This is a genomic window from Kitasatospora sp. NPDC050543, from assembly GCF_044457565.1.
Taxonomy (GTDB): domain Bacteria; phylum Actinomycetota; class Actinomycetes; order Streptomycetales; family Streptomycetaceae; genus Kitasatospora.
In genome coordinates this window covers 1-25956 of the sequence record NZ_JBITGZ010000026.1, presented here as the reverse complement: position 1 = coordinate 25956, position 25956 = coordinate 1, and the positions used below count along the sequence as shown (strand labels likewise).

The 25956-nt window shown below is 73.9% G+C and carries 21 protein-coding genes, 1 tRNA gene and 2 pseudogenes; 14 read left to right on the top strand and 10 right to left on the bottom strand.

Translation table 11 applies throughout. The annotated features are described in order from the left end of the window. Nucleotides 1-113: 113 nt before the first annotated feature. From ACIBH3_RS26845 to dacB, 4 genes are all read right to left on the bottom strand, one after another. Nucleotides 114-1058 carry an ABC transporter permease gene (locus ACIBH3_RS26845; RefSeq protein WP_396314642.1) on the bottom strand — a complete coding sequence of 315 codons (945 nt, stop codon included), beginning with the start codon at nt 1056-1058 and terminating at the stop codon, nt 114-116. Continuing rightward, nucleotides 1051-1977 carry an ABC transporter permease gene (locus tag ACIBH3_RS26840; protein WP_396314641.1) on the bottom strand — a complete coding sequence of 309 codons (927 nt, stop codon included), beginning with the start codon at nt 1975-1977 and terminating at the stop codon, nt 1051-1053. Before ACIBH3_RS26840 ends, ACIBH3_RS26845 begins: the two co-directional genes overlap by 8 nt. Before the next feature lie 49 nt (nt 1978-2026). Then, the gene (locus ACIBH3_RS26835) at nt 2027-3685 is read right to left on the bottom strand and encodes an ABC transporter substrate-binding protein (RefSeq protein WP_396314640.1); all 1659 of its coding nucleotides are present in this window, start codon (nt 3683-3685) and stop codon (nt 2027-2029) included. A gap of 92 nt (nt 3686-3777) precedes the next feature. Next, the gene (dacB, locus tag ACIBH3_RS26830; RefSeq protein WP_396314639.1) at nt 3778-5394 is read right to left on the bottom strand and encodes a D-alanyl-D-alanine carboxypeptidase/D-alanyl-D-alanine-endopeptidase; all 1617 of its coding nucleotides are present in this window, start codon (nt 5392-5394) and stop codon (nt 3778-3780) included. Between the two features lie 348 nt (nt 5395-5742). On the opposite strand from dacB, the gene ACIBH3_RS26825 reads away from it, so the two are divergent. From ACIBH3_RS26825 to ACIBH3_RS26805, 5 genes are all read left to right on the top strand, one after another. Next, nucleotides 5743-7161, top strand: a complete 1419-nt coding sequence (locus ACIBH3_RS26825) for a M1 family metallopeptidase (RefSeq protein WP_396314638.1) — start codon at nt 5743-5745, stop codon at nt 7159-7161. A gap of 163 nt (nt 7162-7324) precedes the next feature. After that, nucleotides 7325-8950: a glycoside hydrolase family 10 protein gene (locus ACIBH3_RS26820; protein WP_396314637.1), complete on the top strand. Its 1626-nt coding sequence runs from the start codon at nt 7325-7327 to the stop codon at nt 8948-8950. An 82-nt stretch (nt 8951-9032) separates the two neighbouring features. Next, on the top strand, nt 9033-10337 hold the full coding sequence (locus tag ACIBH3_RS26815; RefSeq protein WP_396314636.1) for an extracellular solute-binding protein: 1305 nt from the start codon (nt 9033-9035) through the stop codon (nt 10335-10337). A gap of 65 nt (nt 10338-10402) precedes the next feature. Continuing rightward, nucleotides 10403-11350: a carbohydrate ABC transporter permease gene (locus tag ACIBH3_RS26810; protein WP_396314635.1), complete on the top strand. Its 948-nt coding sequence runs from the start codon at nt 10403-10405 to the stop codon at nt 11348-11350. Then, on the top strand, nt 11347-12177 hold the full coding sequence (locus ACIBH3_RS26805; RefSeq protein ID WP_396314634.1) for a carbohydrate ABC transporter permease: 831 nt from the start codon (nt 11347-11349) through the stop codon (nt 12175-12177). Before ACIBH3_RS26810 ends, ACIBH3_RS26805 begins: the two co-directional genes overlap by 4 nt. Nucleotides 12178-12232: 55 nt before the next feature. On the opposite strand, the gene ACIBH3_RS26800 is transcribed toward ACIBH3_RS26805, so the two are convergent. Continuing rightward, nucleotides 12233-13306, bottom strand: coding sequence for a BadF/BadG/BcrA/BcrD ATPase family protein (locus tag ACIBH3_RS26800; RefSeq protein WP_396314633.1), 1074 nt, complete (start codon nt 13304-13306; stop codon nt 12233-12235). A gap of 210 nt (nt 13307-13516) precedes the next feature. Between ACIBH3_RS26800 and murQ the strand changes: the two genes are divergently transcribed. The 3 genes and pseudogenes from murQ to ACIBH3_RS26785 all read left to right on the top strand — a co-directional run bounded on the left by murQ (nt 13517) and on the right by ACIBH3_RS26785 (nt 16908). Then, a complete protein-coding gene (gene murQ / locus ACIBH3_RS26795) occupies nt 13517-14419 on the top strand; it encodes an N-acetylmuramic acid 6-phosphate etherase (RefSeq protein ID WP_396314632.1) in 903 nt (300 codons plus the stop codon). A gap of 121 nt (nt 14420-14540) precedes the next feature. Beyond that, a pseudogene (locus ACIBH3_RS26790) lies at nt 14541-15098 on the top strand (condensation domain-containing protein); the annotation flags it as partial. 67 nt (nt 15099-15165) lie between these two features. After that, nucleotides 15166-16908, top strand: a complete 1743-nt coding sequence (locus ACIBH3_RS26785; RefSeq protein WP_396314699.1) for a thioester reductase domain-containing protein — start codon at nt 15166-15168, stop codon at nt 16906-16908. Nucleotides 16909-16948: 40 nt separating this feature from the next. Here the strand turns inward: ACIBH3_RS26785 and ACIBH3_RS26780 are convergent, their stop codons facing one another. Further along, nucleotides 16949-17701: an ArsR/SmtB family transcription factor gene (locus ACIBH3_RS26780; RefSeq protein ID WP_396314631.1), complete on the bottom strand. Its 753-nt coding sequence runs from the start codon at nt 17699-17701 to the stop codon at nt 16949-16951. A gap of 109 nt (nt 17702-17810) precedes the next feature. Beyond that, nucleotides 17811-18404: a DUF6939 family protein gene (locus ACIBH3_RS26775; RefSeq protein ID WP_396314630.1), complete on the bottom strand. Its 594-nt coding sequence runs from the start codon at nt 18402-18404 to the stop codon at nt 17811-17813. Nucleotides 18405-18912: 508 nt separating this feature from the next. Between ACIBH3_RS26775 and ACIBH3_RS26770 the strand changes: the two genes are divergently transcribed. From ACIBH3_RS26770 to ACIBH3_RS26760, 3 genes are all read left to right on the top strand, one after another. Continuing rightward, entirely contained in the window at nt 18913-19446 is a 534-nt protein-coding gene (locus ACIBH3_RS26770; protein ID WP_396314629.1) for a bacterioferritin, read from the top strand. A 16-nt stretch (nt 19447-19462) separates the two neighbouring features. Continuing rightward, a complete protein-coding gene (locus ACIBH3_RS26765; protein ID WP_396314628.1) occupies nt 19463-20143 on the top strand; it encodes an endonuclease in 681 nt (226 codons plus the stop codon). A gap of 221 nt (nt 20144-20364) precedes the next feature. Further along, a complete protein-coding gene (locus tag ACIBH3_RS26760) occupies nt 20365-20673 on the top strand; it encodes a putative quinol monooxygenase (RefSeq protein ID WP_396314627.1) in 309 nt (102 codons plus the stop codon). A gap of 115 nt (nt 20674-20788) precedes the next feature. Here ACIBH3_RS26760 and ACIBH3_RS26755 read toward each other — a convergent pair whose 3' ends face one another. The 3 genes from ACIBH3_RS26755 to ACIBH3_RS26745 all read right to left on the bottom strand — a co-directional run bounded on the left by ACIBH3_RS26755 (nt 20789) and on the right by ACIBH3_RS26745 (nt 22373). Beyond that, nucleotides 20789-21730, bottom strand: a complete 942-nt coding sequence (locus ACIBH3_RS26755; RefSeq protein WP_396314626.1) for a YwqG family protein — start codon at nt 21728-21730, stop codon at nt 20789-20791. Nucleotides 21731-21790: 60 nt separating this feature from the next. Continuing rightward, on the bottom strand, nt 21791-22144 hold the full coding sequence (locus ACIBH3_RS26750) for a hypothetical protein (protein WP_396314625.1): 354 nt from the start codon (nt 22142-22144) through the stop codon (nt 21791-21793). A gap of 152 nt (nt 22145-22296) precedes the next feature. Next, nucleotides 22297-22373 (bottom strand) — tRNA-Met (locus tag ACIBH3_RS26745). Between the two features lie 220 nt (nt 22374-22593). On the opposite strand from ACIBH3_RS26745, the gene ACIBH3_RS26740 reads away from it, so the two are divergent. From ACIBH3_RS26740 to ACIBH3_RS26730, 3 genes and pseudogenes are all read left to right on the top strand, one after another. Continuing rightward, nucleotides 22594-24942 carry an FHA domain-containing protein gene (locus tag ACIBH3_RS26740; protein WP_396314624.1) on the top strand — a complete coding sequence of 783 codons (2349 nt, stop codon included), beginning with the start codon at nt 22594-22596 and terminating at the stop codon, nt 24940-24942. 57 nt (nt 24943-24999) lie between these two features. Continuing rightward, nucleotides 25000-25632: a hypothetical protein gene (locus ACIBH3_RS26735; protein ID WP_396314623.1), complete on the top strand. Its 633-nt coding sequence runs from the start codon at nt 25000-25002 to the stop codon at nt 25630-25632. Next, a pseudogene (locus ACIBH3_RS26730) lies at nt 25629-25956 on the top strand (hypothetical protein); the annotation flags it as partial. The gene ACIBH3_RS26735 and the pseudogene ACIBH3_RS26730, both read left to right, overlap by 4 nt.

The window sequence follows — 25956 nt, the reverse complement described above, 5'->3', positions numbered from 1 at the left end:
CCGGGCCCGCGCCGGCCGGCCCCACGACACTCCGCCGCGCGAACCGCCGCGGGCGCACACCCGGGAGGCCGGTCCGCGCCCGTACGCGGAGCACGCCCCGCCGACCCCGCGCCTCATCTGAGCTTGGGGTCATAGGCGTCGCGGACGGCGTCGCCGAGCAGGATGAAGCTCAGCACCGTCGCCGACAGGAACAGCGCCGGGAACAGCAGCAGATGCGGGAAGTCCAGGAAATAGCTCTGCGCGGCGTTGAGTTGCAGCCCCCAGGAGAGGGCGGGGTACTGCAGGCCGACGCCGAGGAAGTCCAGGGTGGCTTCCCCCGAGATCACGTTCCCGATGTTCAGCATCGCGACCACCACGACGGGGGTGACGGCGTTCGGCAGGATGTGACGAACCATCAGGCGCACCGGGCCGGCCCCGGTGGAGCGCGCGGCCTGCACGTAGTCGGCGTCCTTCACCCCGATCACCTGGGAGCGCATCACCCTGGTCATGGTGGTCCAGCCGAGCGCGACCAGGACGAGGGTCATCGCCCCGAGGCCGTGGTCGGGGAAGGCGACCAGGATCACGGTGGCGCCGAGGATGAACGGCAGCCCGAAGAAGACGTCGGTGAGCCGGGAGAGCAGGGTGTCGACCCAGCCGCCGTAGAAGCCCGCGAGCAGGCCGAGCAGGACGGAGAGCAGCAGCGCGCCGGCCGTGACGGCGAGGCCGGCGACCAGCGAGGGGCGGCTGCCGCGGACGACCTGGGCGAGGTAGTCGCAGCCCTGGAGGTCGAAGCCAAAGGGGTGCTGCGCGCTGGGGCCGACCCGGGAGTCGGCCAGTTCGCAGCGCCCGCTGTCGTCGGTCAGCACCGCGATGAACGGGTCCGGTACGGCGGCCATCAGCACGATCACCAGGACGACGGCGAGGCACGCCCAGACCACCGGGCGCTCGCGCAGCCGGCACCAGGCGTCCCGGCCGAGCGAGGCGGGCGCGGCGGGCCCGGCCGCCTTCGCGGGCGCCGGCTCGGGCGCGGGCGGCCCGGCGGGCGGGGCGGGCTCGGCGGCCCGCTGGAGGCTAGTCATGGCGGATCCTCGGGTCGAGCAGACCGTACAGGAGGTCGACGAGCAGGTTGGCCGTGATGAAGACCAGTACCAGGGCGGTGGTGATGCCGACCACGGTCGGGCCCTCGCGCAGCTGGATGGACTGGAAGACCTGCTGGCCGATCCCGGGGAGGTTGAAGATGTACTCGGTGACGACGGCTCCGGCCATCAGCGAGCCCAGCTCGATCCCGAGGAAGGTCACCACCGGGATCAGCGAGTTGCGCAGGGTGTGCAGGACGACCACGCGGCGCCGGGAGAGCCCTTTGGCGTCGGCGGTGCGGACGTAGTCGGCGCGCAGGTTCTCCACCAGCGAGGTGCGGGTGAGCCGGGCGACGTAGGCCAGTCCGAAGGAGGCCAGCACCAGGCCGGGCAGCAGGTAGGCGAGCGGCCAGCCGTCCTCCGCGCCGGAGACGGGGAACCAGCCGAACCGTACGCCGAGGACGAGCTGGGCGAGGTAGCCGACGATGTAGACCGGGACGGCGATGACCAGGGTGGTGCCGGCCAGCACCAGGTTGTCCGCCCAGCGGCCCTTGCGCAGCCCGGCCCAGACGCCGAGCGCCACCCCGAGGACGGTCTCGAACAGCCAGGCGGTCAGCCCGAGTCTGAGTGTCACCTGCCAGCGCTCGGCGATCACGTCGGAGACCTGTTCGCCGGTGAAGGTCCGGCCGAAGTCGCCGGTGAGCAGCCCGCCGAGGTACTTGAGGTACTGGACGAGCAGCGGGTCGTCCAGGTGGTAGCGGGCGTGCAGCTCGGCGAGGACGGCCGGCGGTACCGGGCGGTCGCCGGCCAGGCCCTGGATCGGGTCGCCGGGCAGCACGAAGACCAGCGAGTGGATCAGGAAGGTGGTGGCCAGCAGTACGGGGATCGCGTGCAGCAGGCGGCGGGCGACGAACCTGCCCATCAGAGCTGCCCCTCTCGGTCGGGTGCCGGTGCCTGGGGAGGCGGTGGTCTCAGTGCCGGACGGTGACCTTGTCCAGATGCAGCCCGGTGATGTACGGGTCGATCAGGACGTTGCCGACCCGGGTGCTCCAGGCGGACTGGTCCTGCCAGTTCCAGAGCGGGATCAGCGGCAGCTCGCCGAGTGCGATGTCCTCCGCCCGGTGGTACAGCTCGATGCTCTGCTGCGGGGTGGGGGCCGCGTTGCCACGGGCGACCAGGTCGTCGAAGGCGGGGTTGCTCCAGCCCATCCGGTTGTCCCGGTTGTAGAGGCCGGCCAGGTAGTTCTGCATGCTCGGGTAGTCGATGACCCAGTTCTGCCGGTAGGGGCCGCTGCCCTTGCGGCCGTTGAGGATCGGGCCGAGGTCGGCGCCGGGCATCTTGCGGAAGGTGATGTCCCTGATGCCCAGGTTCTGCTTGAGCTGGTTGGCGACGGCGGTCATCCACTGCTCATAGGTGGGGTCGGAGTTGGCGAAGTACAGCTCCAGCGGCCCGGAGAAGCCGCCGGCCCGGTCGAACAGGCGCTTGGCCTCGGCGGGGCGGTAGGCGCAGGTCTCCCCGCAGGCCCCGTCGCGGTGGCCGGGGATCATCGCGGCCACCACCGAGTCGGCGGGCAGGTAGACCTCGTTGTAGATGGCCCGGGTGATGCCGTAGCGGTCGATCGCCATCGACAGGGCGCGGCGCAGGTCGGGGCTGGCGTAGCGCCGGTCCCACAGCGGCAGGCCGAGGTAGTCCATGGTGCCGCTGGGACGCACCGAGTAGCGCTTGCCGAAGGTGCGCCTGGCCTCGAAGGCCCGGGCGGCCGGCACGTTGGTGAGGAAGTCGACGTGGCCGGCCCGGAGTTCGGTGAAGGCGGTGTCCTTGCTGGTGAAGATCTTGAAGTGGACGGCGTCGGCCATCGGCGGGCGGGCGCCGGTGTAGCCGGGCGCGCGTCTGAGGCTGACCAGCCGGTTGTGCTGCCAGTCGCCGTCCATCTCGAACGGGCCGTTGCCGACGGGGTGGACGTCGAAGCGCTCGGGGTCGCCCAGCGCGCCGGAGGGCAGCGGCGCGAAGGCGGGGAAGGCCAGCAGCATCGGGAACTGGCTGAACGGCGCGCCGAGGGTGATCTGGAGGGTGTTGTCGTCGAGCACCTTGAGGCCGGAGAGCCGCTCGGCCGCCGGCGGCCGGCCGCCCTCGGGGTTGAGCTCGGGGTAGCCCTCGATCTGGGCGAAGTAGTAGTTGCTCTCCCAGGCGTTGGGGCCGTACGCCGCGGCGTTCCAGGCGTCGGCGAAGCTGCGGGCGGTCACGCGCTCACCGTTGTGGAAGACGCCGTCGGGGCGCAGCCGCATCGTCCAGACCTTCTGGTCGGCGGAGTCGAGCGAGGTGGCGGCGAGCGGGAGGACGTGGCCGTCGGCCGGGTCCAGGGTGACGGGGGTGTCGAACAGGCCCTCGATGATCTGCAGTGCGTAGCTGCTGGTGGTGCGGCCGGGGGTGAGGTGGTCGGGTTCGGCGAGGGCGATGGAGTACGCCCCGCCGGGCACGGCCGGGATCTCACCGCCGTCGCCGTCGGTGGGGCGGCTGCACCCGGGCGCGGCGAGGGCCAGTAGCGCCAGCGCGGCCAGCACGGCGGCCGGCCGACGGCGCGGTGACGGCCGGTGCGGGGGCCGGGCGGGCCGGCCTGCCGGTGTCCTCATGGCCGCCGGCTCCTCTCCGTTGCTGTTCCGGGCGGCTGCCCGGCTCGGCGCCGGGCCCTCGGGCCGGCCATCGCACACGAACCGATACCGGCTCAGCAGGCCCTACCCTCCGTGCAGTTCTCCCAGTCCCGGGTGCTGCCACCGAGTCGGCCGCGGGTGCGGGAGAGCGCCGGGTCGTCCTGCGGCGCGGGCGGGGTGACGGCGGCCGCCGCGCTCCCACCCGCCAGGCGTACGGCAATGCGGTCGATCACCGCCCGGGGGCTGGCGCCCGCGAAGTCGTTCAGCAGCACGGTGAAGGCGAGCGTGCGCCCGTCCGTGGTGTCGACATAGCCGGTCAGCGCGTCCGCCCCCGTCATGGAGCCGGTCTTGGCGTGCACCCGGCCGGCGGCGACGGTGCCCGTCATCCGCCTGCTGAGGGTGCCGCCGACCATCCGGCGCGGATCCCCGGCGACGGGCAGCGCGTCGTGCCAGGCCGGGAACCAGGTCTGCCGGCGGGCGAAGCCCAGCAGCGCCGTGAACCGCTGGGCACTCATCAGGTTGTGCCGCGACAGCCCCGAGCCGTCGGCCTGGCGGGCGGGTGTGGCGTCCAGCCCGGCGCGGTGCAGGAAGGCGGTGACCTCGGCGAGGCCGGCCTGCCAACTGCCCGAACCCGCCCGGACCTTGCCGATCTCCTTCACCAGGTGCTCGGCGATGGCGTTGTTGCTCAGCTTGAGGAAGGGCACCAGCAGGTCGGCGACCGGCGCCGAGTCGTGCCGGGCGAGCACCGTGGCGTCGGCCGGGGCCCGGCCCGCGTCCACGGGGTGCCCGACGGCGACGCCGTGCCGGGCGAGGGCGGCCGCGAAGACGGCGGCGGTCACCCGGGCCGGGTCCTCCACGGTGACCCACTCCTCGGCGGCGCCACCGTCCGCCGGCAGGCTGCCGGCCAGCACGATCTCGTTGCCGCCGAGGCGGCGGGTGACGTCCACGCCGTAGTCGCCGCCCGCCGGGCCGGTGGAGATCCGGCCGGTCAGCCGGACGGGAGCCTCGGCCGGCGTCACCCGGACCTCGGCGGGCTGCCCGGGGGTGGCGGCAGGCGTCACGGTGAGCCGGACGGTGCCCGCGTCGAAGTCGGTGTCGGTGGCCATCGTCAGCGCGGAGATCTGCGGGCTGTAGTAGTACGGCTGGTCGTCCCAGGCCCAGTTCTCGCCGAGCGGCACGCCGTCGTAGCGGGAGGCGTCGGCGAGCACGGCACCGGAGACGCTGGTGATCCCGCTCTGCGCCACCTGCCGGGCGAGGGTGTCCAGGTCGGCGGGCAGCAGGCTGGGATCGCCGCCGCCGCGCAGCACCAGGTCGCCGTCCAGCGCGTCGCTGCCCGAGCGGTGCCCGGCGACGAGGACCTCGGTGGTGAACCGGTGCTCGCCGCCGAGCAGGTCCAGGGCGGCGGCCGCGGTGACGGTCTTGAGCGTGGAGGCGGGCAGCATCAGCGCCTCGGGCGAGCGCTGGTACAGCACCTCGCCGGTGGCGGCGTCGGCGACCTCGGCGGAGATCTGGGCGCCGGTCAGCAGCGGGTCGGTGAACAGCCGGTCCAGGTCCGCGGCCAGCTCGACCCCCGCCCCGGCCGGCGACAGGACGAGCGCGGGCGGCCGGTGCGGCCCGGAGCCGGTGAGCAGCACGGCCACGATGCCCGCCGCGACCGGGACGGCGAGCCGGCGGAGGGAGCTGGTACGCACAGGGCCTCCAGGGCGGGGGAGGGAAGCGGGGCCGCGCAGGGCAACGGCCCGTCGACCGCCACCACCTTCGCGGCAATCGGCGGGGATCGGCGCCGGCTGACACGCGGCGGGCCGAAATTCCTCCGCTCGGAGCATCCGAACCGGCGGAACCGGTGCGGCGGACGCGGTGGGTACGGCGGACGCGGTGGGTGCGGCGGGTGCGGCGGGTGCGGCGGGTGCGGCGCCCTGATGGTACGTCAGCCCGCCCTCGGCGCCCCGGTAGCCCACCCGGGTGGCGTCCCGGCGCGGGCCTGGAGTGTCGCCCGCCCGCGGGGCGCACGACGCGGGAGATGTCCGATCATGCGCTGTATGACGAGTCGAGAGTGTGCCGCGCTGGCGCTGAGCGTCACCTGCGCGACGGCCCTGTTCACCGCGGCCCCGGCCAGCACGGCCCCGGCCACCGCCGCCCCGGTCGTTGCGCCGCTCGGGGGCGATCAGGGGCAGACGCGGGCCCGCGACCCGTACTTCCCGCTGTCGGGGAACCAGGGGTACGACGTCCAGCACTACGACCTCGGCCTCGACTTCACCCCCGCGAGCCACGAGCTGGCGGCCGAGGCGACCATCACCGCGCGGGCGGAACGCCGCCTCGCCCGGTTCACCCTGGACTACTCCGGCCCGCCGATCCAGCGGATCACCGTCGACGGCAGGGAGGCGGCGTACCGGAGGGAGGGCCAGAAGCTCACCGTCGTACCGGCCGAGGCGCTGCGCCCGGGCCGGGACTTCACGGTGCAGGTCCGGTACGGAGGGCGGCCGGAGCCGATCAACGATCCGGCCCTGGGCCTCTACGGCTGGATCAACACGGACGACGGCGCCGTCACCCTCAACGAACCGGACGGCGCCAGGACCTGGTATCCCGTCAACGACGACCTTCGGGACAAGGCCACCTACACCTTCCGCATCACCACGCCGACCGGGGTGACGGCCCTGGCCAACGGCGAACCGCAGGGCCGGCCGCGGGCCGGCAACGGGCGGACCACCGCCACCTGGACCATGGCGAAGCCGATGGCCAGCTACCTGGCCATGGTGGCGATCGGGAACTTCGACGTGACCCGGACCCAGGTCGACGGGATCCCCAACATCACCGCCTACGACCCGGCGATCCCGGGGGACGACTCCTTCCTGCACAGCGCGACGGCGGCGGCCGAGCAGTGGGGCGTGACCAAGTTCGGCCGGTACCCGTTCGACTCGATGGGTGGGGTCATCGACCCGAGCGACGCCGGCTACGCCCTGGAGACGCAGAGCCGTCCGGTGTACGACAGCCCGCCGGACGAGAGCGCCGTCGTCCACGAGAGCGCCCACCAGTGGTTCGGCGACAGCGTCACCCCCACGTCGTGGCAGGACATCTGGCTCAACGAGGGCTTCGCCACCTACGCGGAGTGGCTCTGGCAGGAGGAACACGGCGGACCGTCCGCCCAGGAGACCTTCGACGGCCTCTACGCGACTCCCGCGGGGGACCCGTTCTGGCAGCTGAAGACCGGGGATCCGGGCCGGGACGAGATGTTCAACTACGACGTCGTCTACCTGCGGGGCGCGATGACGCTCCAGGAGCTGCGCAGCACCATCGGCGACGACGCCTTCTTCCGGCTGCTGCGCGAGTGGAACGAGCGGTACCGCTACGGCAACGTGGGGACCTGCGATCTGATCCGGCTCGCGGAGGAGATCTCCCACCGGGATCTCCAGCCGCTGTTCCAGGCCTGGTTGTACACCGCCGCCAAGCCGGCCCGCTGAGCCGCCGGGCGGGCTCCAGGGGGCGCGGAGTCCCGGAGCGCGCTGCGCAATGGCCACTTGACGCCCCCTCGACAGCCCACGGCACAGTGGTCGGCACGGTCGCGGGCGACCTGCCCGGCCGGCGCGCTGCGGCCCGCCCCGCACTCCCACCCGAGGAGCCCCCATGTCCCTGGCCCCCACGCCCCGCTCCGGGCGCCGGACCTTCCTCGCCGCCCTGGGCGGCGGTGCGCTCGGCCTGGCCGCCACCGGGATCGGCCCGGTCGCGCACGCGGCGGCCCCCGGGCGGGCGGCCCGGGCGACGCGCGCCGAAGTGCGCCCCGGGGCGTGGGAGGAGCCGACGGCCGTGAAGCGCGCGCTGCGCGGGGTGTGGATCGCGTCGGTGGCCAACATCGACTGGCCGTCCGCCCCCGGGCTGCCCGCCGAACGGCAGCGCGCGGAGTTCACCGCGCTGCTCGACCGGGCCGTGGCGATCAACCTCAACGCCGTCTTCGTCCAGATCCGCCCGACCGCCGACGCCTTCTGGCCCTCGCCCTTCGAGCCGTGGTCGCAGTGGCTGACGGGCACCCAGGGTCAGGACCCGGGCTGGGATCCGCTGGAGTTCATGGTCGGCGCGGCGCACGAGCGCGGCCTGGCCCTCCACGCCTGGTTCAACCCCTACCGCGTCTCCACCCAGCCCGACGCCACCCGGCTGGCGCCCGGCCACCCGGCCCGCCGCCACCCCGACTGGACGGCGGTCCACAACGGCGGGCTGTACTACAACCCCGGGGTGCCCGCGGCCCGTGCCTTCGTCCAGCAGGCGATGCTGGACGCCGTCATCCGGTACGAGATCGACGGCGTGCACTTCGACGACTACTTCTACCCGTACCCGGCCGCCGGGCAGGAGTTCCCCGACGACGCGGCCTTCGCCGCGTACGGGCGCGACTTCGAGCACCGGGCCGACTGGCGGCGGTACAACGTCGACCTGATGGTCCGGCAGATGAGCGACCTGATCCGGGCCGCCCGCCCGGAGGCGGCCTTCGGCATCAGCCCGTTCGGCGTCTGGCGAAACGCCTCCACCGACCCGGCGGGCTCGGCGACCGCCGCCTTCGAGTCCTACGACGGCCTGTACGCCGACAGCCGCGGCTGGGTCCGCCGGGGCTGGCTCGACTACGTGGCGCCCCAGCTCTACTGGCACCTGGGCCATCCCTCCGCCGACTACGGCACGCTCGCCCACTGGTGGGCCGCCCAGACCGCCGGCACCGACACCCAGCTGTGGGTCGGCCAGGCCTCCTACCGGGCCGGCGCCGCCGGGCAGGCCGCAGCTTGGCAGGATCCGGCCGAGCTCTCCCGCCACCTGACCCTCAACGCGGGCCTGACGACCACCGCGGGACTGCCCGCGGTCGGCGGCGACATCCTGTTCAGTGCCAGGGACCTCGCGGCCGACCGGATCGGCTCGATCAGCCGGCTGGCGGCCGACCACTGGCAGCGCCCGGTGCTCGGCCCGCTGCTCCCCCGGCTGAGCGCGGGCGCGGGGCCCGGCACGCCGCAGGTCCGGGCACAGGGGTCCGAGCTGGTGATCGCCCCCGGGCCGGACGGCCCGCCGCCGTTCCAGTACGCCGTGTACCGCTACGCCGGCGATCCCGGGCCGCTGCCGCCCGCCGATCCGGCGCTGCTCGCCACACTGCTGCCGGCGGCGACGGCCGACCGCTACCGGGACGCCGACCCGGGCGAGGACCTGCGGTACGCCGTCACCGCCGTCGACCGCGCCGGGCGGGAGAGTGCGCCGTCCCCGGTGGTGGGGCCGCTCTGACCCGCCCGCGCACCCGCGCCGGCGCCCGCCGCAGCGCCCTGCAGCGCCCCCGCAGCGCGCGCCCACCGACCCAGGAGGACCCGTGCGACGCAGCTCCCTCGCACCGGTGCTCGCGCCCCTGCTGGCGCTGGCACTGGCCGCCACCGCCGCGTGCAGCCCGGCTTCCTCCGGGCGCACCGCACCGCAGGCCCCCGAGGACGGGCCCGGCAAACTGGTGGTCTGGCTCCAGACGGACGCCAGGACCACCTGGCCGAAGTCCGTGGAGGCGGCGACCGCCGAGTTCCGCAGGGTCTACCCGCAGGTGCAGGTGAGCGTCGCCTACCAGGCCTGGGCCGACCACCTGGCGAAGTTCGACGCCGCCGCCCAGGCCGACACCGTCCCCGACGTGATCGAGCTGGGCAACAGCGAGACCGCGCTGTACAACGGCGCCGGCGCCTTCGTCGATCTCTCGGCCCGCAGGGCGGACTTCGACGGCAGCTCCGGCTGGCAGAAGCCGCTGCTGGACGCCTGTTCGCTGGGCGGCAGGCTGTACTGCGTGCCGTACTACGGCGGCACCCGAGCGGTCGTGTACCGCCGGGACCTGCTCGCCGACGCCGGGATCGAGCGGCCGCCCGCCAGCTGGACCGAACTACTGGACGCCGTACGGGCGCTGGCCGACCGGCACCGGGACGAGCCGGGGTTCTCACCGTTCTTCCTGCCCGGCCAGCACCCGTACGGCGCGCTGCCGTTCGTCTTCGACGCGGGCGGGGCGATCGCCACCCGCCGGCCGGACGGCCGCTGGCACTGCGAGCTGTCCTCGCCTGCGTCGGTTGCCGGGCTGAGGAACTGGAAGGCGCTGGTCGACGCCGGGATGCGGGGCGACCGCACGGCCAACGACCTGGGCGCGGCCCCCGCCCTGGCGGCCGGCACGGCCGCGATGTCCTTCAGCACCAACGGGCAGCTGGTGAAGGTGTTCGGCAAGGAGGGCGACCCGGCGCTGAAGGACCGAATCGGCTCCTTCCCGATGCCCAGCCCCACCCGGGCGGGCCGGTACGCGCCGCCGTTCCTCGGCGGCTCGGTGCTGGCCGTCCCGGCCAAGAGCGGGCACCAGCGCTGGGCGACGGAGTGGATCCGCCGGTTCACCTCCACCGAACGGGAGAAGGAGTTCCTGGCCGGCGGGTTCCTCGCCAACACCATGGCCCTGGCCTCGGACGACCCGCAGCGGGCCGGGTACTTCACCGGGCTGGAGGACAGCTGGAGCGTGCCGCCCGCCGACAACTGGGCCGCCGTGGAGAAGGCCAACCTGCTGCGGCAGCTGCTGGTGGACATCGCCACCGGCAGATCGAGCCCGGAGGACGCCACCCGGCGCTACGGCCGGCGGATCGAGGACGTGCTCAACACCTCCTGACCCCCTGACCCCCCGACCCCCCGACCCCCCGACCTCCCGACCCCTCCCGTGGAGGAGACCTCTCCTTGCTCACCACCCCCAGCACCACCACCCCGCCCCGGGCCCGGCCCGCACCCGCCGCACGCGCCCGAGGGCGGCGACAACGCCGCGACCACGCCCCGTACCTGCTCCTCGCCCCCTCCGTGCTGATGCTGATCGCCGTCCTCGGCTTCCCGCTCGGGCGGGTGCTGGTGCTGTCCGTACAGCACTGGGGTGTACGGCAGATCTTCAGCCCGGACGGGCCCGCCTTCGCCGGCCTCGACAACTACGCCACACTGCTGGGCGATCCGGAGTTCTGGACGGTGCTGGTGCGCACCGTCGTCCTGACCGCGGCGATGGCCGGCCTGTCGATGGCGGCAGGCACCGGGATCGCCCTGCTGATGCGGCGCGTGCCGCCGTGGTGCCGGCGAACCGTCACCTTCGCCCTGGTGCTCGCCTGGGCCGTCCCCAGCTTCGTCTCCACCGAGATCTTCGCCTGGATGACCGACTACAACGCGGGCATCGTCAACCGGGCGCTGGGTATGCAGGCGCACAACTGGTACGCCGACCCTGTGCAGGGCCTGGCGGTGGCCACCGCCGTGGTGGTCTGGGGCGCCGTCCCGCTGATCGGCGTGACGGTGTACGCCGGGCTCGGCCAAGTCCCCGCCGAGCTGGAGGAGGCCGCCCGGCTGGACGGCGCGCAAGCCCGGCAGGTGTTCCGGTACGTCACCCTGCCCGTGCTACGGCCGCTGCTGGCGCTGCTGGCCACGCTCTCGGTGATCTGGGACTTCCAGGTCTTCAACCAGATCTGGATCCTGCGCCAGGGAGCCCCCGGCCCCGACTACTTCACCCTCGGGATCTACGCCTATGTGAAGGCCTACGCCGGCCACGACTACGGGCTGGCCTCGGCGAGCGCGGTACTGACGGTACTGCTGTTGCTCGTGGTGATGGTGGTGTACCTGCGTCAGATCGCCAGGATCGGAGATGCCCCGTGAACCACTCCCGGCTGCGTACCGCCGGATGGAGCGCCCTGGCCCTGGCGGTGGCCGCGCTCTGGGCCTTCCCCGTGTACTGGATGGCAGCGACGGCGCTGCGGCCCGGCGCGGAGATCCGGGCCGCCGACCCCCGGCTCTGGCCGCGCCACCCGACTCTGGCGCACTTCGAACAGGTGGCCGCCGACCCGCTGTTCTGGACGGCGTTGGGCAACAGCGCCGTGGTGACCGGCGCCACGGTGGCAGCGGCCGTCACGCTCGCCTTCGCCTCGGCGCTGGCCGTCGCGCGGTTCCGCTTCCGGGGCCGTGGCGCGTACCTCGCGGTGGTGCTGCTGGTGCAGCTGGTGCCGCATGTCGCCCTGGTGATCCCGCTGTTCCTGACCCTCAGCGACGTCGGCCTCACCGACTCGGTGCCGGGCCTGGTGCTGACGTACCTCGCGTTCGTCCTGCCGTTCGCGCTCTGGACGCTGCGGGGCTTCATCGCCGCCGTACCGCGCGAGTTGGAGGAGGCCGCGCTGGTCGACGGGTGCAGCAGGTTCGGGGCGTTCCGGCGGATCATCCTGCCGCTGGTCCTGCCCGGCCTGATCGCCACCTCCGTCTACGCCATGGTGCTGGCCTGGAACGAGTACCTGTTCGCCTACTTCCTGCTCGCCTCCCCCGAGCAGTACACCGTGCCGCTCTGGCTGACCCACTTCGTCACCTCGGAGGGGACCGACTACGGCGCGCTGATGGCCGGGGCGGTCATCGTGGCGCTGCCGGTGGTGGTCCTCTTCGCGCTGGTGCAGCGGCACCTGGCGGGCGGTCTGACGGCGGGCGCCGTCAAGGGGTAGTCGCCGGCCGGGCAGCTGCGCGGACGGCCGCAGGGGCCGGGTCACGCGCAGACGGTCACGGGCGCTGGATCACCCGCAGCAACGGGGCCTCGGCCGGCCAGGGCAGGTCGCCGACCGCGGCGGCCGCGGCCAGGCGGACGGCCCCGAGCAGCGGCGGGCCCTCCGCCGGGACGAGCCGGGCGTCGTCCAGCCCGGCGCCGAGGTGCTGTTCGACCGGGCCGCGCAGCAGCGGGCCGAACTCGAAGAGCCGGCCCGTGAGGGCGACGTACCGGGGCCCCTCGATCCGCGCGGCCGCGGCGATGGCGGTGGCCGCGATCTCCCTCGCCGCCCGCGCCAGGATGTCGAGCGCCACCCTCTCGCCCGCCTCGGCGGCGGCCGCCACATCCGGGGCCAGGCTCGCCAGCAGCCCGGCCCGGTCGGAGCGTTGTACGGCGGCGGGCAGGCCGGTGACCGGGCCGAGTCTGCGGACGGCCAGGTCGAGCAGGGCGGCCGAGCCGCCGGCGCGGCCGTCGTGGGCGCGCAATGCGGCGTCCAGGGCGGCGCGGCCGATCCAGGCGCCGCCGCCGCAGTCGCCCAGCAGGTGACCCCAGCCGTCGGCGCGGTGCCAGCCGGTGGCGAGGTCGGTGCCGAGGGCGACCATGCCCGTCCCCGCGGCGACCACCACGCCGGGACGGGCTCCGAGGGCGCCCGCGTAGGCGGCGACGGCGTCGCTCGCGAGGATGAGCCGGCGGGCGCCGCAGGCCTCGGTGAGGGGATCGGGGAGCCGGGCGGCGAGGTCCCGGCCGAGCAGCGCCATCCCGCTCGCACCGACCGCGACGCTGTGCACCGCCGCCGTGCCGACCTGGCCCAGCAGGGCGCGGACGGCGGGCAGCAGCGGATCGAGGAGCGCGCCGGCGTCGATGCCGTCGGCACCGGTGCGGGCGGGCGAGCGCAGTTCGAGCTCCGCGGCGATCGCGGGCCAGGCGGCGGCGGGCCTGGGGGCGGGTGCCCCGGTGGTGGCCGGCCGGCCGGCCGGGCCGTCGGCCGTCAGCCGGGCTGCGGCCAGGCGGACGCCCGTACCGCCGATGTCGACGCCCAGCACCCAGTCACCGGCGTGGGCGGGCTGCGCATCGAGCTGTTCGGCCGTCATGTCGGTATCCCTATCGCCCCGGTGCCGTGGAAGAATCCTCGACACCCCGGCTCCGCCGATTCAATCGGCTCCGCGGCGTTGCAGGTGCCGCCGCGACCGCTCCGCGTGCTAGCCCTGCCGGTCCGCCGACCGCTGACCGCTGCCCGCTGCCCGCTGCCCGCTGCCCGACTGAACCGCCGCCCGCTGTTCGCCGACCGCCCGCGAGGTGCCGTGAACCCCCCGACGGACTCCCCCACCGAGGCCCGCAACCCGGCCTCCACCGACCTCGACCGGCTCCCCGCCCTGGAGATCCTGCGGATCGTCAACCGGGAGGACGAGCGGGTGCCCGCCGCCGTGGCCGCCGCGCTGCCCGAGCTGGCGCGCGCGGTGGACGCGGCCGTGGCGGCGCTGCGCGCCGGGCGGCGGGTGCACTACGTCGGCGCCGGATCCTCGGGCCGCTACGCCGTGCTGGACGCAGCCGAGCTGGCCCCGACGTACGGGCTGGAGCCGGGCAGGATCACCGCCCATCTCGCCGGCGGCGAGCGCGCGCTGACCCGGGCCGTGGAGGGGGCCGAGGACAGCGAGGAGGGCGGGCGGCTGGCCGTCGCCGAGGTGGGCAGCGGGGACGTCGTCATCGGACTGGCGGCGAGCGGCCGCACCCCGTACGTCGCAGGCGCGCTGCGCGCGGCCCGGGCGGCCGGCGCGACCACGGCGCTGGTCAGCTCCAACCCCGCCGCACCGCTGGCCCGCCTGGCCGACCTGCACATCTGTACGCCGACCGGCCCCGAGGTGGTCACCGGCTCCACCCGGATGAAGGCGGGCACGGCGCAGAAGCTGGTGCTGCACAGCTTCTCCACCGCCGTCATGGTCCGGCTGGGACGTACCTACTCCAACCTGATGGTGGACGTGGCGGCCACCAACGCCAAGCTGCTGGACCGCCGGCTCACCATCCTCGCCCAGGCCACCGGCGCCGGCCCGGACGCCTGCCGGGCCGCGCTGCAGGCCACGTCCGGGGAGCTGAAGCCCGCGCTGCTGGTCCTGCTCAGCGCCGCCGGCCCCGAGGCGGCGCGGGCCGCGCTCGCCGAGGCCGGCGGTGTGGTGCGGACGGCGCTGGACGCGCTCGCGCCGCGCTGAACGGGGCTGTCCTCGGGCCCTGCCGGCGGTGGCCGCGAGCGGTAGCACGTGCGCGCGGCCGGGTCCCCTCGACGCGTCGGCGCCGCCCCGTCCCACCGCCGCCGTACGGCCGGAGTGCCCGATGCCCGTCAACCCCGTCCCCCCGTTGCGGCCCTCAGCGGCCCAGTCCGGCATCTGGGCCGGCCAACGATTCCTGCCGGGGGACCCGCTCTACAACCTCGGCCAGTGCGTGGAGATCGCCGGCCCGCTGGACCTCACGCGGTTCGAGCGCGCGCTGCGCGCGACCGTCGCCGAGGCCGAGACGCTGCACTGCCGGTACACGCCCGACGGGCCGGGCGGCGGCGCCGGGCTGACGATCGCGCCCTCGCCCGGCTGGCCGCTGCCGGTGCTCGACGTCGGCTCCGAGCCCGATCCGTACGGCGCGGCCGAGGCGTGGATGCGTACCGACCTGGCCGTACCGGTCGATCTCGCGGCCGGGCCGCTCTTCGCCCACGCCCTGTTCCGCCTGGGGGAGAACCGGTTCCTCTGGTACCAGCGGGTACACCACATAGCGCTGGACGGCTTCGGGCTCGTGCTGCTGATCCGGCGGGTCGCCGCGCGCTACACCGCGCTGGTCGCGGGCGCTACACCGGCGGGCCGGCCGTTCGGCCCGCTCGCCCCGGTGCTCGACGAGGACCACGCGTACGTGGCCTCGCCGGACTTCGAGCGGGACCAGGCGTTCTGGACGAGCCGCTTCGGCGACCGCCCTGCGCCTGCTCCCCGCGCCGGGCGGCGGCACCCGGGAGGCTCCCGACCCCCTGGAGCGCCTCGTCCTCGCCGTCTGGGAGGAGGTCCTCGGACGCGGCGGACTCTCCGTCCACGACGACTTCTTCGAGCTCGACGGCCAGTCACTGCATGCCCTCCGGGTGGCCGGGCGGCTCGCGGACCGGCTCGGCCGGGAGGTCGCGGCGCACGCCGTCGTGCGGCACCCGACGGCCGCCGCCCTGGCCGGGCTGCTGCGCTGCGAGCCGGCGGCCACCGCCGAGCGCGACGCGGATCCGTCCCCGGGGGACCTCCCCGCCGACGCCGTGCTGCCCGCCGAGGTGCGGCCGGCGGGCGGGCCCGCACGGGTCCGCCGGGCCGCCGACCGGGTACTGCTCATCACCGGCGCCACCGGCTTCGTCGGAGTCCACCTGCTGCACGAACTCCTGACCGGCACCGATGCGCGGATCGTCTGCGCCGTCCGGGCCGATTCCTGCGGTGAGGGACTGAACCGGCTGCGCCGGGCGATGGCCGAACGGGGTCTGCCCGACCCCCGCTCACCCGGCTGCTGGGAGGACCGCGTCCAGGTGCTGCCGAGCGACCTGGCCCGGCCCCGGCTGGGGCTCGATCGATCGGCGTGGGAGCGCCTCGCCTCGGACTGCGACGCGATCTACCACAGCGCCGCCGCCGTCAGCCTCACCAGCGACTACCGGAGCATACGGACCGTCAACGTCGGCGGGACATCGGAGCTGCTGCGGCTGGCGGCTGCGGGCCGCCCGACCGCCCTGCACCATCTGTCCACCCTCGCCCTCTGCCCGCCCGGCCTCGGCGAATCCGGGCGGGAGGGGTTCCTGGCGCCGCATCCAGGCCTGACGGGCGGCTACCTGAAGAGCAAGTGGGCGGCCGAGCACCTCCTGGCCCAGGCGGCCGCACGGGGCCTGCGGGTCGCCGTCTACCGCCTGGGCCGGGTCACCGAACCGCCGACCACGGCGGGCGTCGACGGCGCGGACGTGTTCTGGCGGCTGCTGTGCGAGGTGGTCCGCGCAAGAGAACTGCCGCGTGTGCCCGGCGTGGCTGGTGCGCTCGGCATGCCCGGCGCGCCCGGTGGCGGACTCGGCGGGGTACGTGAGGTCTGGACGCCCGCCGACTACGTGGCGCTGGCCGTCGTCCGACTGTCGGCCATGGGGACGGCCACGGGCACGGGCGCCGTGTTCAACCTCGCGCCGCACCCGCCTACCGACCTCTCCGAGATCCTCGACTGGGTGGCCGACTACGGCTTCGCGATCCCCCGCCTGCCCGGGGGGCTGCCCCTCCCAGCCCGGGACAACCTGGCGGCCGACACCCGCCCCCCTCCACGCCGGCCCTGCGGCCCGCGCGGTGGCCGCGACCGGCGCCCTCTGCCCCCGCATCGACCGCGAGCTGGTCCACCGCTACCTGGACACCTGTGTCCGGACCGGCCTGCTGCCACCCCCCGGCCGATTCTGAACCTCCGTCAGGCGACGTCGCGCACCACGGGCGTGCGCGACGACGCCGCCTACTTCTACACAATGGTTGCAGTTACGGCCGGGCCAGTACGGGACGGAAGGCTGCCCGGGCGCGCCGTGGCGGCCAGCATGGACGAGCACGCCCGCCTCGGCGGCGTGGCGCCCGAGAGCGCCGCCCGGGCGCATGTGCACGCCGTCGCACCCGGATCCAGGAGGCGCTGGAGTGGCGCGAGCCCTCCGCCCCGCTGGAGTACACGGCACTGACGCCGGGACCGGCGTCAGCACCGGCGCCGTCCCGCTGGACTCAGGTGTAGAGCAGCGATCCCGGCGTGGTGAGCAGCTCGCCCGTCTCCAGCCAGGTCTTCAGGCCGGAGAGGATCATCGGCCAGCCGCCGTAGAGCTCGTCGTTCGCGCCCTCGCGCAGCTGGTCGTGGGTGACGGTCAGCCGGCAGGAGTCGCCGACCGGCTCGATCTCCCAGGTGACCCGGGACGTCCCCTCGCTCTTCACCTCGTCGCTCCAGAGCGCGATCATGCTCTGCACCAGCCGGCGGGGCGGGTCGATCTCCAGGATCTCCCCCTCCCCCAGCAGCCCGCCCGCCCGCGGACTGCTCATCTCGTAGCGTGAGCCGACCTTCCAGTCCGAGGAGACCCCGGCGCCGAAGTTGTACTTGCTCCTGATCTCGGGATCGGTGATCGCCTCCCAGAGGCGCTCCGGGCTGGTGCGGATGTAGATCTCGAACACCTTCTGCATCGGACTCTCCAGTCGGCTCTTGAGACCGCTGAGCCCGGCGGCCCAGGGTTCCGCGTACTTGCTCACCCACCGGTCGTGGACGAGCCGGATGGGCACCGGATTCAGGTAGTGCAGCTTCTCCCGCCCCTGCCGCCTGGTCACCACCAGGCCGGCCGCCTCCAGCAGCTTGAGGTGCTTCATCACGGCGAAGCGCGTGATGTCGAAGCGTGCCTCCAGCGCGCTGAGCGTCTGCCCGTCCTCCCGGAAGAGTTCGTCGAGCAGGCTGCGCCGGGTCGGATCGGCGAGGGCCTTGAACACGATGTCCATACCTCGAAAATAGGTGACCATTTGGTCACATGTCAATGTCCGCGAGGGCATCCCGGGGAGCGTTCACCCGTCCGGAGCGCCGCCGGCACCGCGCCGCCCGTCGCCGCCGTCAGGCCGCCGGAGCGGCCGGCTCGGACACCGGCCCCGGACCACCGGCCCCCTCGTCCGGCCAGCGGCCCTCGATGTACAGCCGGATGAGCGCGGCATGGGAGAGCGGGGTGGCCGGGTCACCGACGTCACCGTTGGTGGTGTAGTCGAGCAGAACGACATCTCGCTTCACGCGCAGCCGCTCGACCAGGTCCGCGACCCGGTTGTCGAGGACCCAGCGGTACGCGGGCAGGTAGATCCGCCGCCGGGCCGTCTCGTACGGGAGCAGCTCGCCGCCGTGCAGCCCGGCGCGGTGACCGCGGACAGGGCCGAAGCGGCGGACCGTCCGCTTCAGGCCCTTCATCGTGGCCACGGTGAGCTTGGCGGGGTCGACGTCCACGCCCTCGAAGACCTTGAGGGCCTGCCAGATCCCCTCCACGGACTGGCTGGTCACGCCGCCCGAGAGAGGCACGGGTATGCCGCCGTGCGGATAGAACGGGCTCAGCCGCACCCACGGCTCGACGGCCCTCGACGTCACGTCGATGATCTCGGCGGCCGGGAACTCCGCGGCCAGGGAGGCCGGCGCCCGGCGGCGGCCGGCAACGTGGATCGGCATGGCGGGGGCGCTCCTTCTCCGGCGGACCGAGCCGTCAGCATCTCGGGCACCACTGACAATCCGACCTCGGCTCCGCGTCAAGTTCCGATTGCGCCCCCAGACACCGGCACCGACACCGGCACAGGCACCGGCGGAGATGCGGGCGATCGGGGCGCCGCGCACGATGGGCGGAGGGATCTTGCGCGCTTGGGCGCTTGCTCAGCGCCGCGTCGGCCTGGCTCCGGCCTGGCGCCGGCCTCGCCCCGAGAACAGGCCCACCGGCGAACACCTCGCCCGACGAATATGTCGGACACAGAGCAGATCCCCGATCGAACTGGTCCGGCAGTGAACGGATCCCCACGGAGTCGGCGCCGGCACCGCCACCCGGGCGAACCCGGTTTCAACCCGGACGGCCGGGACATACGCGCAGTGCCGGACGAGGAGACCGACCAGGGCACCGGCCCGGTGCGACCATGACCCACATGACCATGACCGTCCACGTGATCATGACCTAGAGGAAGGCACGGCCATGAGCGAGAGCCTGGCGCTGGATGTCGAGCGTATCCGCCGAGAGGCCCGGCAGACCATGGCCGCAGGGCCCGTGACCAGCGGCCAGGGTATGGACACCGAGCGGCTGATCAGCGTGCTCAACGACGTGGTGTCGGCGGAGGTGGTCGGCTGGCTGCGGGACACCCGGCACGCCGTCGCCACCAAGGGCATCGACCACCCCGCCGTCAGCGCCCGGCTGAGCACCCATGCCGACGGGGAGATGCGGCATGCCGTGAAGCTCGCCGAACGTATCGTCGAACTCGGCGGGCGGCCCAACTTCGACCCCGCCACACTGGCCCAGCGCCGCCAGACCGACTACTCCGTACCGGACAGCGCCGAGCTCAGGGTGATGCTGGAGGAGAGCCTGGAGGCGACGCGCATCGTCATCTCCGCCCAGCAGGAGATCGTCCGGTGGCTCGGCGACCGCGACCCCGACTCCCGGCGCCTGATCGAGTCCGTCCTCGCCGACGAGGAGCGGAACGCCGACGCCCTGACGAGCCTGCTCGCCGTGTGACGGGCTGTGTCACCAGGTGAGCAGCGAGGAGGTCCGAGCCAAGGTCGCGCGGCTGCTGGAGGAGGACGGCCGGACGTACGCCGAGGAGGCCGGCATCACCCTGCGCGACCGGCCCTCCCCGCTGTACCGGTTGCTGGTCCTGGCCCTGCTGTGCTCCACCCGGATCCGGGCGGACATCGCGACCGCGGCCGCCCGCGAGATCTCCCGCGCGGGCCTGCGCACGGCCCCCGCCACCGCCGGTGCCGACTGGCAGGCGATCGTCGACGCGCTGGGGCGGGCCCACTACCGACGGTACGACGAGAGCACCGCGACCGCGCTGATCAACGGTGCGAAGCTGCTCCTGGACCGCTGGCACGGCGACCTGCGGCGGTTGCGGGCGGAGGCCGGGGGCGATCCGGAGCGGATCCGGACCCTGCTGCGGGAGGTGCCGAGGATCGGCCCGGTCGGAGCGGACATCTTCTGCCGCGAGGCACAGGGCGTCTGGCCGGAGCTGCGGCCGTTCTTCGACGAGCGCGCCCGCACGTACGCCGCCTCGTACGGCCTGCCGGACAGTTCACCGGCGCTGGCGGAGCTCGTCCCGGACGCCGAGCTGCCCCGGCTCGCGGCCGCCCTGGTCCGCGCCGGGCTTGAGGGCAGGGACAGGAGCAAGGGCGAGAGCAGGACGACGGACGAGGGGACGGAGGCGGCGACCGGCTGAGGGCGGCTCGCGCCCGTCCGGGATCGGTCCGACTCGCCGAGCGTCAGCCGCCGCGCGGACGTGTCGCACCCGCCGCCGGGCCACCGTGCGCTATCCCTGGGTCTGATCACTTCGCCGGCCCGCAAACGCCCCGTCCCCGCCCCGCCGCGCCCGACCAAACCAAACCGAACCGAACCGAACCGAACCGGATCCAACCCAACCGAACGAATGGAGCCACCACCATGCTCACCCTGGGTCTGCTCGCCACGCTGGAGGCCAAGCCCGACCACATCGACGAACTCCAGGAGCTGCTCACCAGCTCGCTCGCCCTCGCCGAGCGGGAGGAGGGCACCGTCGTCTGGTTCGCCCTGCGGCTGGGGCCGACGACCTTCGGGATCTTCGACGCCTTCGGCAGCGACGCCGACCGCCGGGCTCACCTGGAGGGGCGGATCGCCGCCACCCTGCTCGCCGAGGCCCCTCGGCTGCTGGCGCGTGAGCCGGACATCCGCCCGGTGGACGTCCTCGCCGCCAAGGTACCCGGCCGGCGCTGACAGCGGCCCGGCCCTCGCCCGGGGCCGGCCCACCTGCCGCAGGCGTCGGGCGGGCGGGCCGGCCCCGGGCGAGGACTGCTCGCGCCGCCGCACCCTCATCCTCGAAGGGGTCGGCTCAGCAGCACTGCCAGGTGAACAGCGCCTTGTCGAAGCGGCGGGCCGCGAGATCCTCCGGGCTGATCAGCCAGTACAGGACGCCCATGTCGCCCCACATCATCCGCGCGCGGTAGTCGCTGTCGATCTGGGCGAGCAGCACCAGCCGGTCCGCCATCGCGCGCACCCGGGGGTCGTCCCACTGCGTACCCGGGCCCAGGGCCGCACGGGCCGCCTCGTACTGCACCGACCCCTGGACGGGGTGGGGGAAGCCGCCGATCCGGTGGCGCGGGCCGGGTCGGGCCGCGTGCACCGCAGCGGTGAAGTCCTCGCCACAGACCGGGTGGTCCAGCATGTGCTCCGGGTCCTGCCCCTCGGTCCCGAAGGCAGCGGCGAGCGCCGGCTCGTCGTACTCCGGCGCGGTCGCCTCCGGCTGGGCGGTGAGCGGTAGGCGCGGGTAAGCGGTGAGACCGTCCGGCAGCGGCCGCTCGACGGTCTCCACGCCGGCCGGGACATAGAGCACCCGGGCTCCGGCCTGGCTCTCCTGGTCACTGTAGATGACCAGCGCCTGCCCGCCGTCGAGCTGCCCGTCGAAGTAGAAGAACAGCAGGGTGCCGCCCGTGGGCAGTTCCAGGTCGAGTTCGCCGTGCGGCAGGGCCGCACAGTCGACGGAGGCGATGAAGGTGAGCGGCCCGTGTCCCGGCCACTGCGGCCACGGCACGCCCGGCGGCAGCTCGGGCAGGCCGCCCAGCTGCCCCGCCCCGGCCTGCTCCACACCGGCCTCGGCAGCGCCATTCGCAGCGGAGGCGGTGGCATCAGGGGCAGTGGCATCGGGGGCGGTGGACGCAGCGGGAGCGACGGCCAGCCGTGCGGCGGGACGCAGCACGCCGATCCAACGCTCGGCCACGGCGGGCGGCAGGTGCTGGTGCGCAAGGTCGCTGAGGCCCGAGTTCCAGGAGGTCATGTGCCGATCATCGGCCATGGCAGTGACAGCCCGTGCGGCCGGGTCGCATCCACATGACGGTTACGCCTGCTCGCCCCTCAGCCGCTCGACGGCCACCCGGACCGCGACGCGGCCGACCCCCTTGAAGGCGAAGATGTTGGAGTCCGTCGGGTGCAGCTTGACGGCGCGGACCACCACCAAGGTGTCGGCGTGGTACTCGGGGTGGTTCTCAGCCAGCTCCTCGGCGACGCCCTCCGCGAGGTGCGTGAGGTACTCCAGCGGCAACTCCTCGTCATCGAGCCAGGAGTCGATCACCAGCCCCTGGGAGATCGCGACCCGGACGCCGCCGCCCCACCCGCCGAACCTCCTGAAGTCGAGCAGGACGTCCGCGTAGTAGGAGGGGCAGGAGGCCTGCCGGGCATAGCAGGCGTGCACGCCGTGCACGGTGTGCGGCGGAAAAGGGACCGGATCGGCGCTCACCGCGCCCTTGTCGTTCACCGCGCCAATCTAGGGAGCAACAGCTCTCTCTCGCCAACGATTTGAAACGCCGAAGGGCCGGCACCTGAGTGCCGGCCCTTCGGTCCTACTGGTAGCGGGGACAGGATTTGAACCTGCGACCTCTGGGTTATGAGCCCAGCGAGCTACCGAGCTGCTCCACCCCGCGTCGGTGAACCTGACCCTACGGCACGCGGGCGCCCAGGGGAAATCCATTACCGCAACCGTCCACCCACTCGGCCGTCCATCGCCCAGCACCCAGCCACCCGGACATCCGCACACCCGGCCGCCCGCGCAGCCGCGCGCCACGCCCGTACCGACCCCCGCCCCGGCCACCTGCGGCAATCGCCCGAGCGGCCCCCGGCAGACGGCGGCGATAGAATCCGGATATGGGAGAGCGCGCCGGCGCGCCCACCGCGCCGCCTCTGATCTTCGCCACCGACACCGACTCGCAGCTGATCGTGCCGAGCCGGTCGTACCACGTCGGCCGCGACCCGACGAGCGAGATAGTCCTCGACGACCCCCGGGTGTCCTGGCACCACGCCATCCTGCACACGGACGACGGGCACTGGTTACTGGACGACGTGGGCAGCACCAACGGCACCTTCGCCGACGGTCAGCGGGTCCAGCACTGGGACATCGGCCCGGGCAGCAGCATCCGCTTCGGCAACCCCGCAGACGGCCCCGCCGCCAGCTTCACCGGTCTGCCCGAGCCGGCCGTGTACGACCGGCCGTCCCTGGTCGCACCACAGGCTTCCGGCATCTTCCGCCAGCCCACCACCGTACGGCCGCTGCCTGACCTGACCAGCCGGACCATCCGGATCGGCCGCACCGACGACAACGACCTCGTCCTCGACGACCTGGTGGTCTCGCGCCACCACGCGGAGCTGCGCGCCCTCCCGGACGGCGAGTACGAGATCGCCGACCTGGAGAGCCACAACGGCACCTTCGTCAACGGCCGCGCGGTCGTCACCGCCCGGGTCGGGCCCACGGACATCATCGGCATCGGGCACTCCGCCTTCTGCCTGGTGGGCGGCGAACTCGTCGAGTACGTCGACACCGGCGAGGTCTCGCTGGACGTCCACGGCCTCACCGTCCGGGTCGGCCCGGACAAGCGGGTGCTGCTCGACCAGGTCACCTTCCCGCTGGGCGAGAAGGCCCTGCTGGCCGTGGCCGGCCCGAGTGGCGCGGGCAAGTCAACCCTGCTCAACGCCCTCACCGGCCTGCGCCCCGCCGACGACGGCACGGTGCTCTACGACGGCCGTGACCTCTACCGGGACTACGCGGAGCTGCGCCAGCGGATCGGTCTCGTCCCGCAGGACGACATCCTGCACACCCAGCTGACGGTGCGTCGAGCACTGCACTACGCGGCGGAGTTGCGCTTCCCAGGCGACACCGCGAAGTCCGAGCGGGAGGCCAGGGTCACCGAGGTCATCCACGAACTCGGCCTGGACAAGCGGGCCGAACAGGTCATCTCCAGCCTCTCCGGCGGCCAGCGCAAGCGGGTGAGCGTGGCGCTGGAGCTGCTCACCAAGCCGTCCCTGCTCTTCCTGGACGAGCCGACCTCGGGCCTGGACCCGGGCATGGAGCGCTCGGTGATGCAGATGCTGCGCGGCCTCGCCGACGACGGCCGGACCGTCGTCGTGGTCACCCACAGCGTGCTGAGCCTGGCCGTCTGCGACCGCCTGCTGGTACTCGCCCCCGGTGGCCGGGCCGCGTTCTTCGGGCCGCCCGCCGAGGCGCTGCCCTTCTTCGGCTTCACCGAGTGGCCCGAGGCGTTCGAGGCGTTCGAGAACGACGAGCACCGCGCCTGGGCCGGCCAGTTCCGTGAGTCCGCCGAGTACGAGCAGTACGTGGCCTCGGCCGTCGCCCAGCCCGGCCGGTCGGCCCCCGAGCCCGCGGGCGTGGGCCGGCCCGCCAAGCCGCAGAGCTGGCCCTCCCAGCTCAGTACGCTGGTCCGGCGCTACTCGTCCGTGCTGGCGGCCGACCGGATGTTCCTGACCATCATGATCGCGCTGCCGTTCATGATGGGCCTGATGTGCCGCGCCATCGTCGGCTACCGCCTGAACTCGGAGAACGCCCTCAACGTCCTGCTCACCCTGAGCGTCGGCGGTGTGCTGATGGGAGCGGCCAACGCGGTGCGCGAAGTGGTCAAGGAATCGGCCATCTACCAGCGAGAACGGGTGGTCGGGCTGTCCCGCTCGGCCTACGTCGTCTCGAAGGTGGTGGTACTCGGGTTGATCACCGTCGTCCAGGCGCTGGTGCTGACCGCTGTCGGGCTGACGGGGGTCAAGCTGACCGCCGGCGCGCCCGCCGGGGTGTTCCTGCCACCACTGTTCGAGATCGCCGTGGCCGTCGCGCTGCTCTCCTTCACCGCCATGATGCTCGGCCTACTGGTCTCCACCGTGGCCACCCAGGAGGAGGCCACCATGCCGATGCTGGTCCTCCTCTCGGTCGTGCAGATCGTCTTCAGCGGCGCACTGCTGCGGGTGCACGGCGCACCGGGGCTGGAACAGTTCGCCTGGCTGGTGCCCTCGCGGTGGGGTCTGGCCGCGATGGCCGGGACGGTCGACCTGCACCGGATCGTGCCGACCGGGTTCACCGCGGACCCGCTGTTCCGCCACACCCAGAACGCCTGGCTGCTCGACATGGGGATGCTGGTGGTGATCTCACTGGTTCTCGGCGTCCTGGTCGCCGTCCTGCTGCGCAGACACGAGCCCGCGATCATGCGGAAGTAGCCGCTCCGTGCACCTGTCCGAGTGGCGGGCTCCCGGGTGGCCGGATAGGACCGGTGTATGAACGAGTTCGCGTTCCGTCCCACCCATGTGGCCCCCCAGGAGGGGATGCCGACCTGGACGGCCCCGGACCCGTCGCAGCCCTCGGCCCGGCTGGACCCGCTGCTGCCCGTACAGATCCTGGAGCAGCAGGGCGACTGGAGCCGGATCGTCTGCTCCAACGGCTGGTCCGCCTGGGTGGACGGCCGCCTGCTGATCAGCCTGCCGAGCGAGCCCCGGGAGGCCGGCCAGCCGATCAGCCGGACGGCAGACCCGCGCCCGGCGGTGGCCGACGCGGAGCGTGCGCTGGCCCGCCACCGCGCCCTGCTGGAGGATCTCGCCGCCGGTCGGCTGGACCTGGAGAGCTTCCGCCGCAGCTCCCACGGCCAGCGGCTCGGGGTGGTCGTCGACGGTGACGCGCTGTGGGTGTTCGACGCGGTGCACGACCGGTGGTGCTACTGCGACGGGCTCCAGCTCCAGACGTACGCCGCGACCGCCCGTCCGGCCCGGGCCCGGCCGGACTCCGGTGGCGCGGGTGCCGGTGCGGGCGCGGGTGCCGGTGGTGCGCCCGCCGTCCCCGGGGACTCCCGCGACTCCGGGGGCGGCGCCCGGCCGCCGATCGTCTATCCGCCCACCCAGGCCGGTGCCCCGTGACCTCGGACGACTGGGGAGCGGCGGGCAGGGAGCCGGACCCCGAACGCAAGCCGACGCTGCCGGCGGACCGGTTGGCGACTCCGCAACCGGACCCGCCACCGCCGCAGGAGCGGGCGGACCCGGGACCGGTGGAGTCGCAAGCCGTGGCACCCCAGGCGGCGGAGCCGGAAGCGGTGACGGAGCCGGAGCCGGAGCCGGTGCGTGCGCCGGAGTCCATGCCCGGGCTGCCCTCCGGCATGGTCGGGCGCCAGATCGCCGGCTACCGCCTGGAAGCCGAAACCGGCCGCGGCGGCATGGCCGTCGTCTACCGCGCCAAAGACCTCC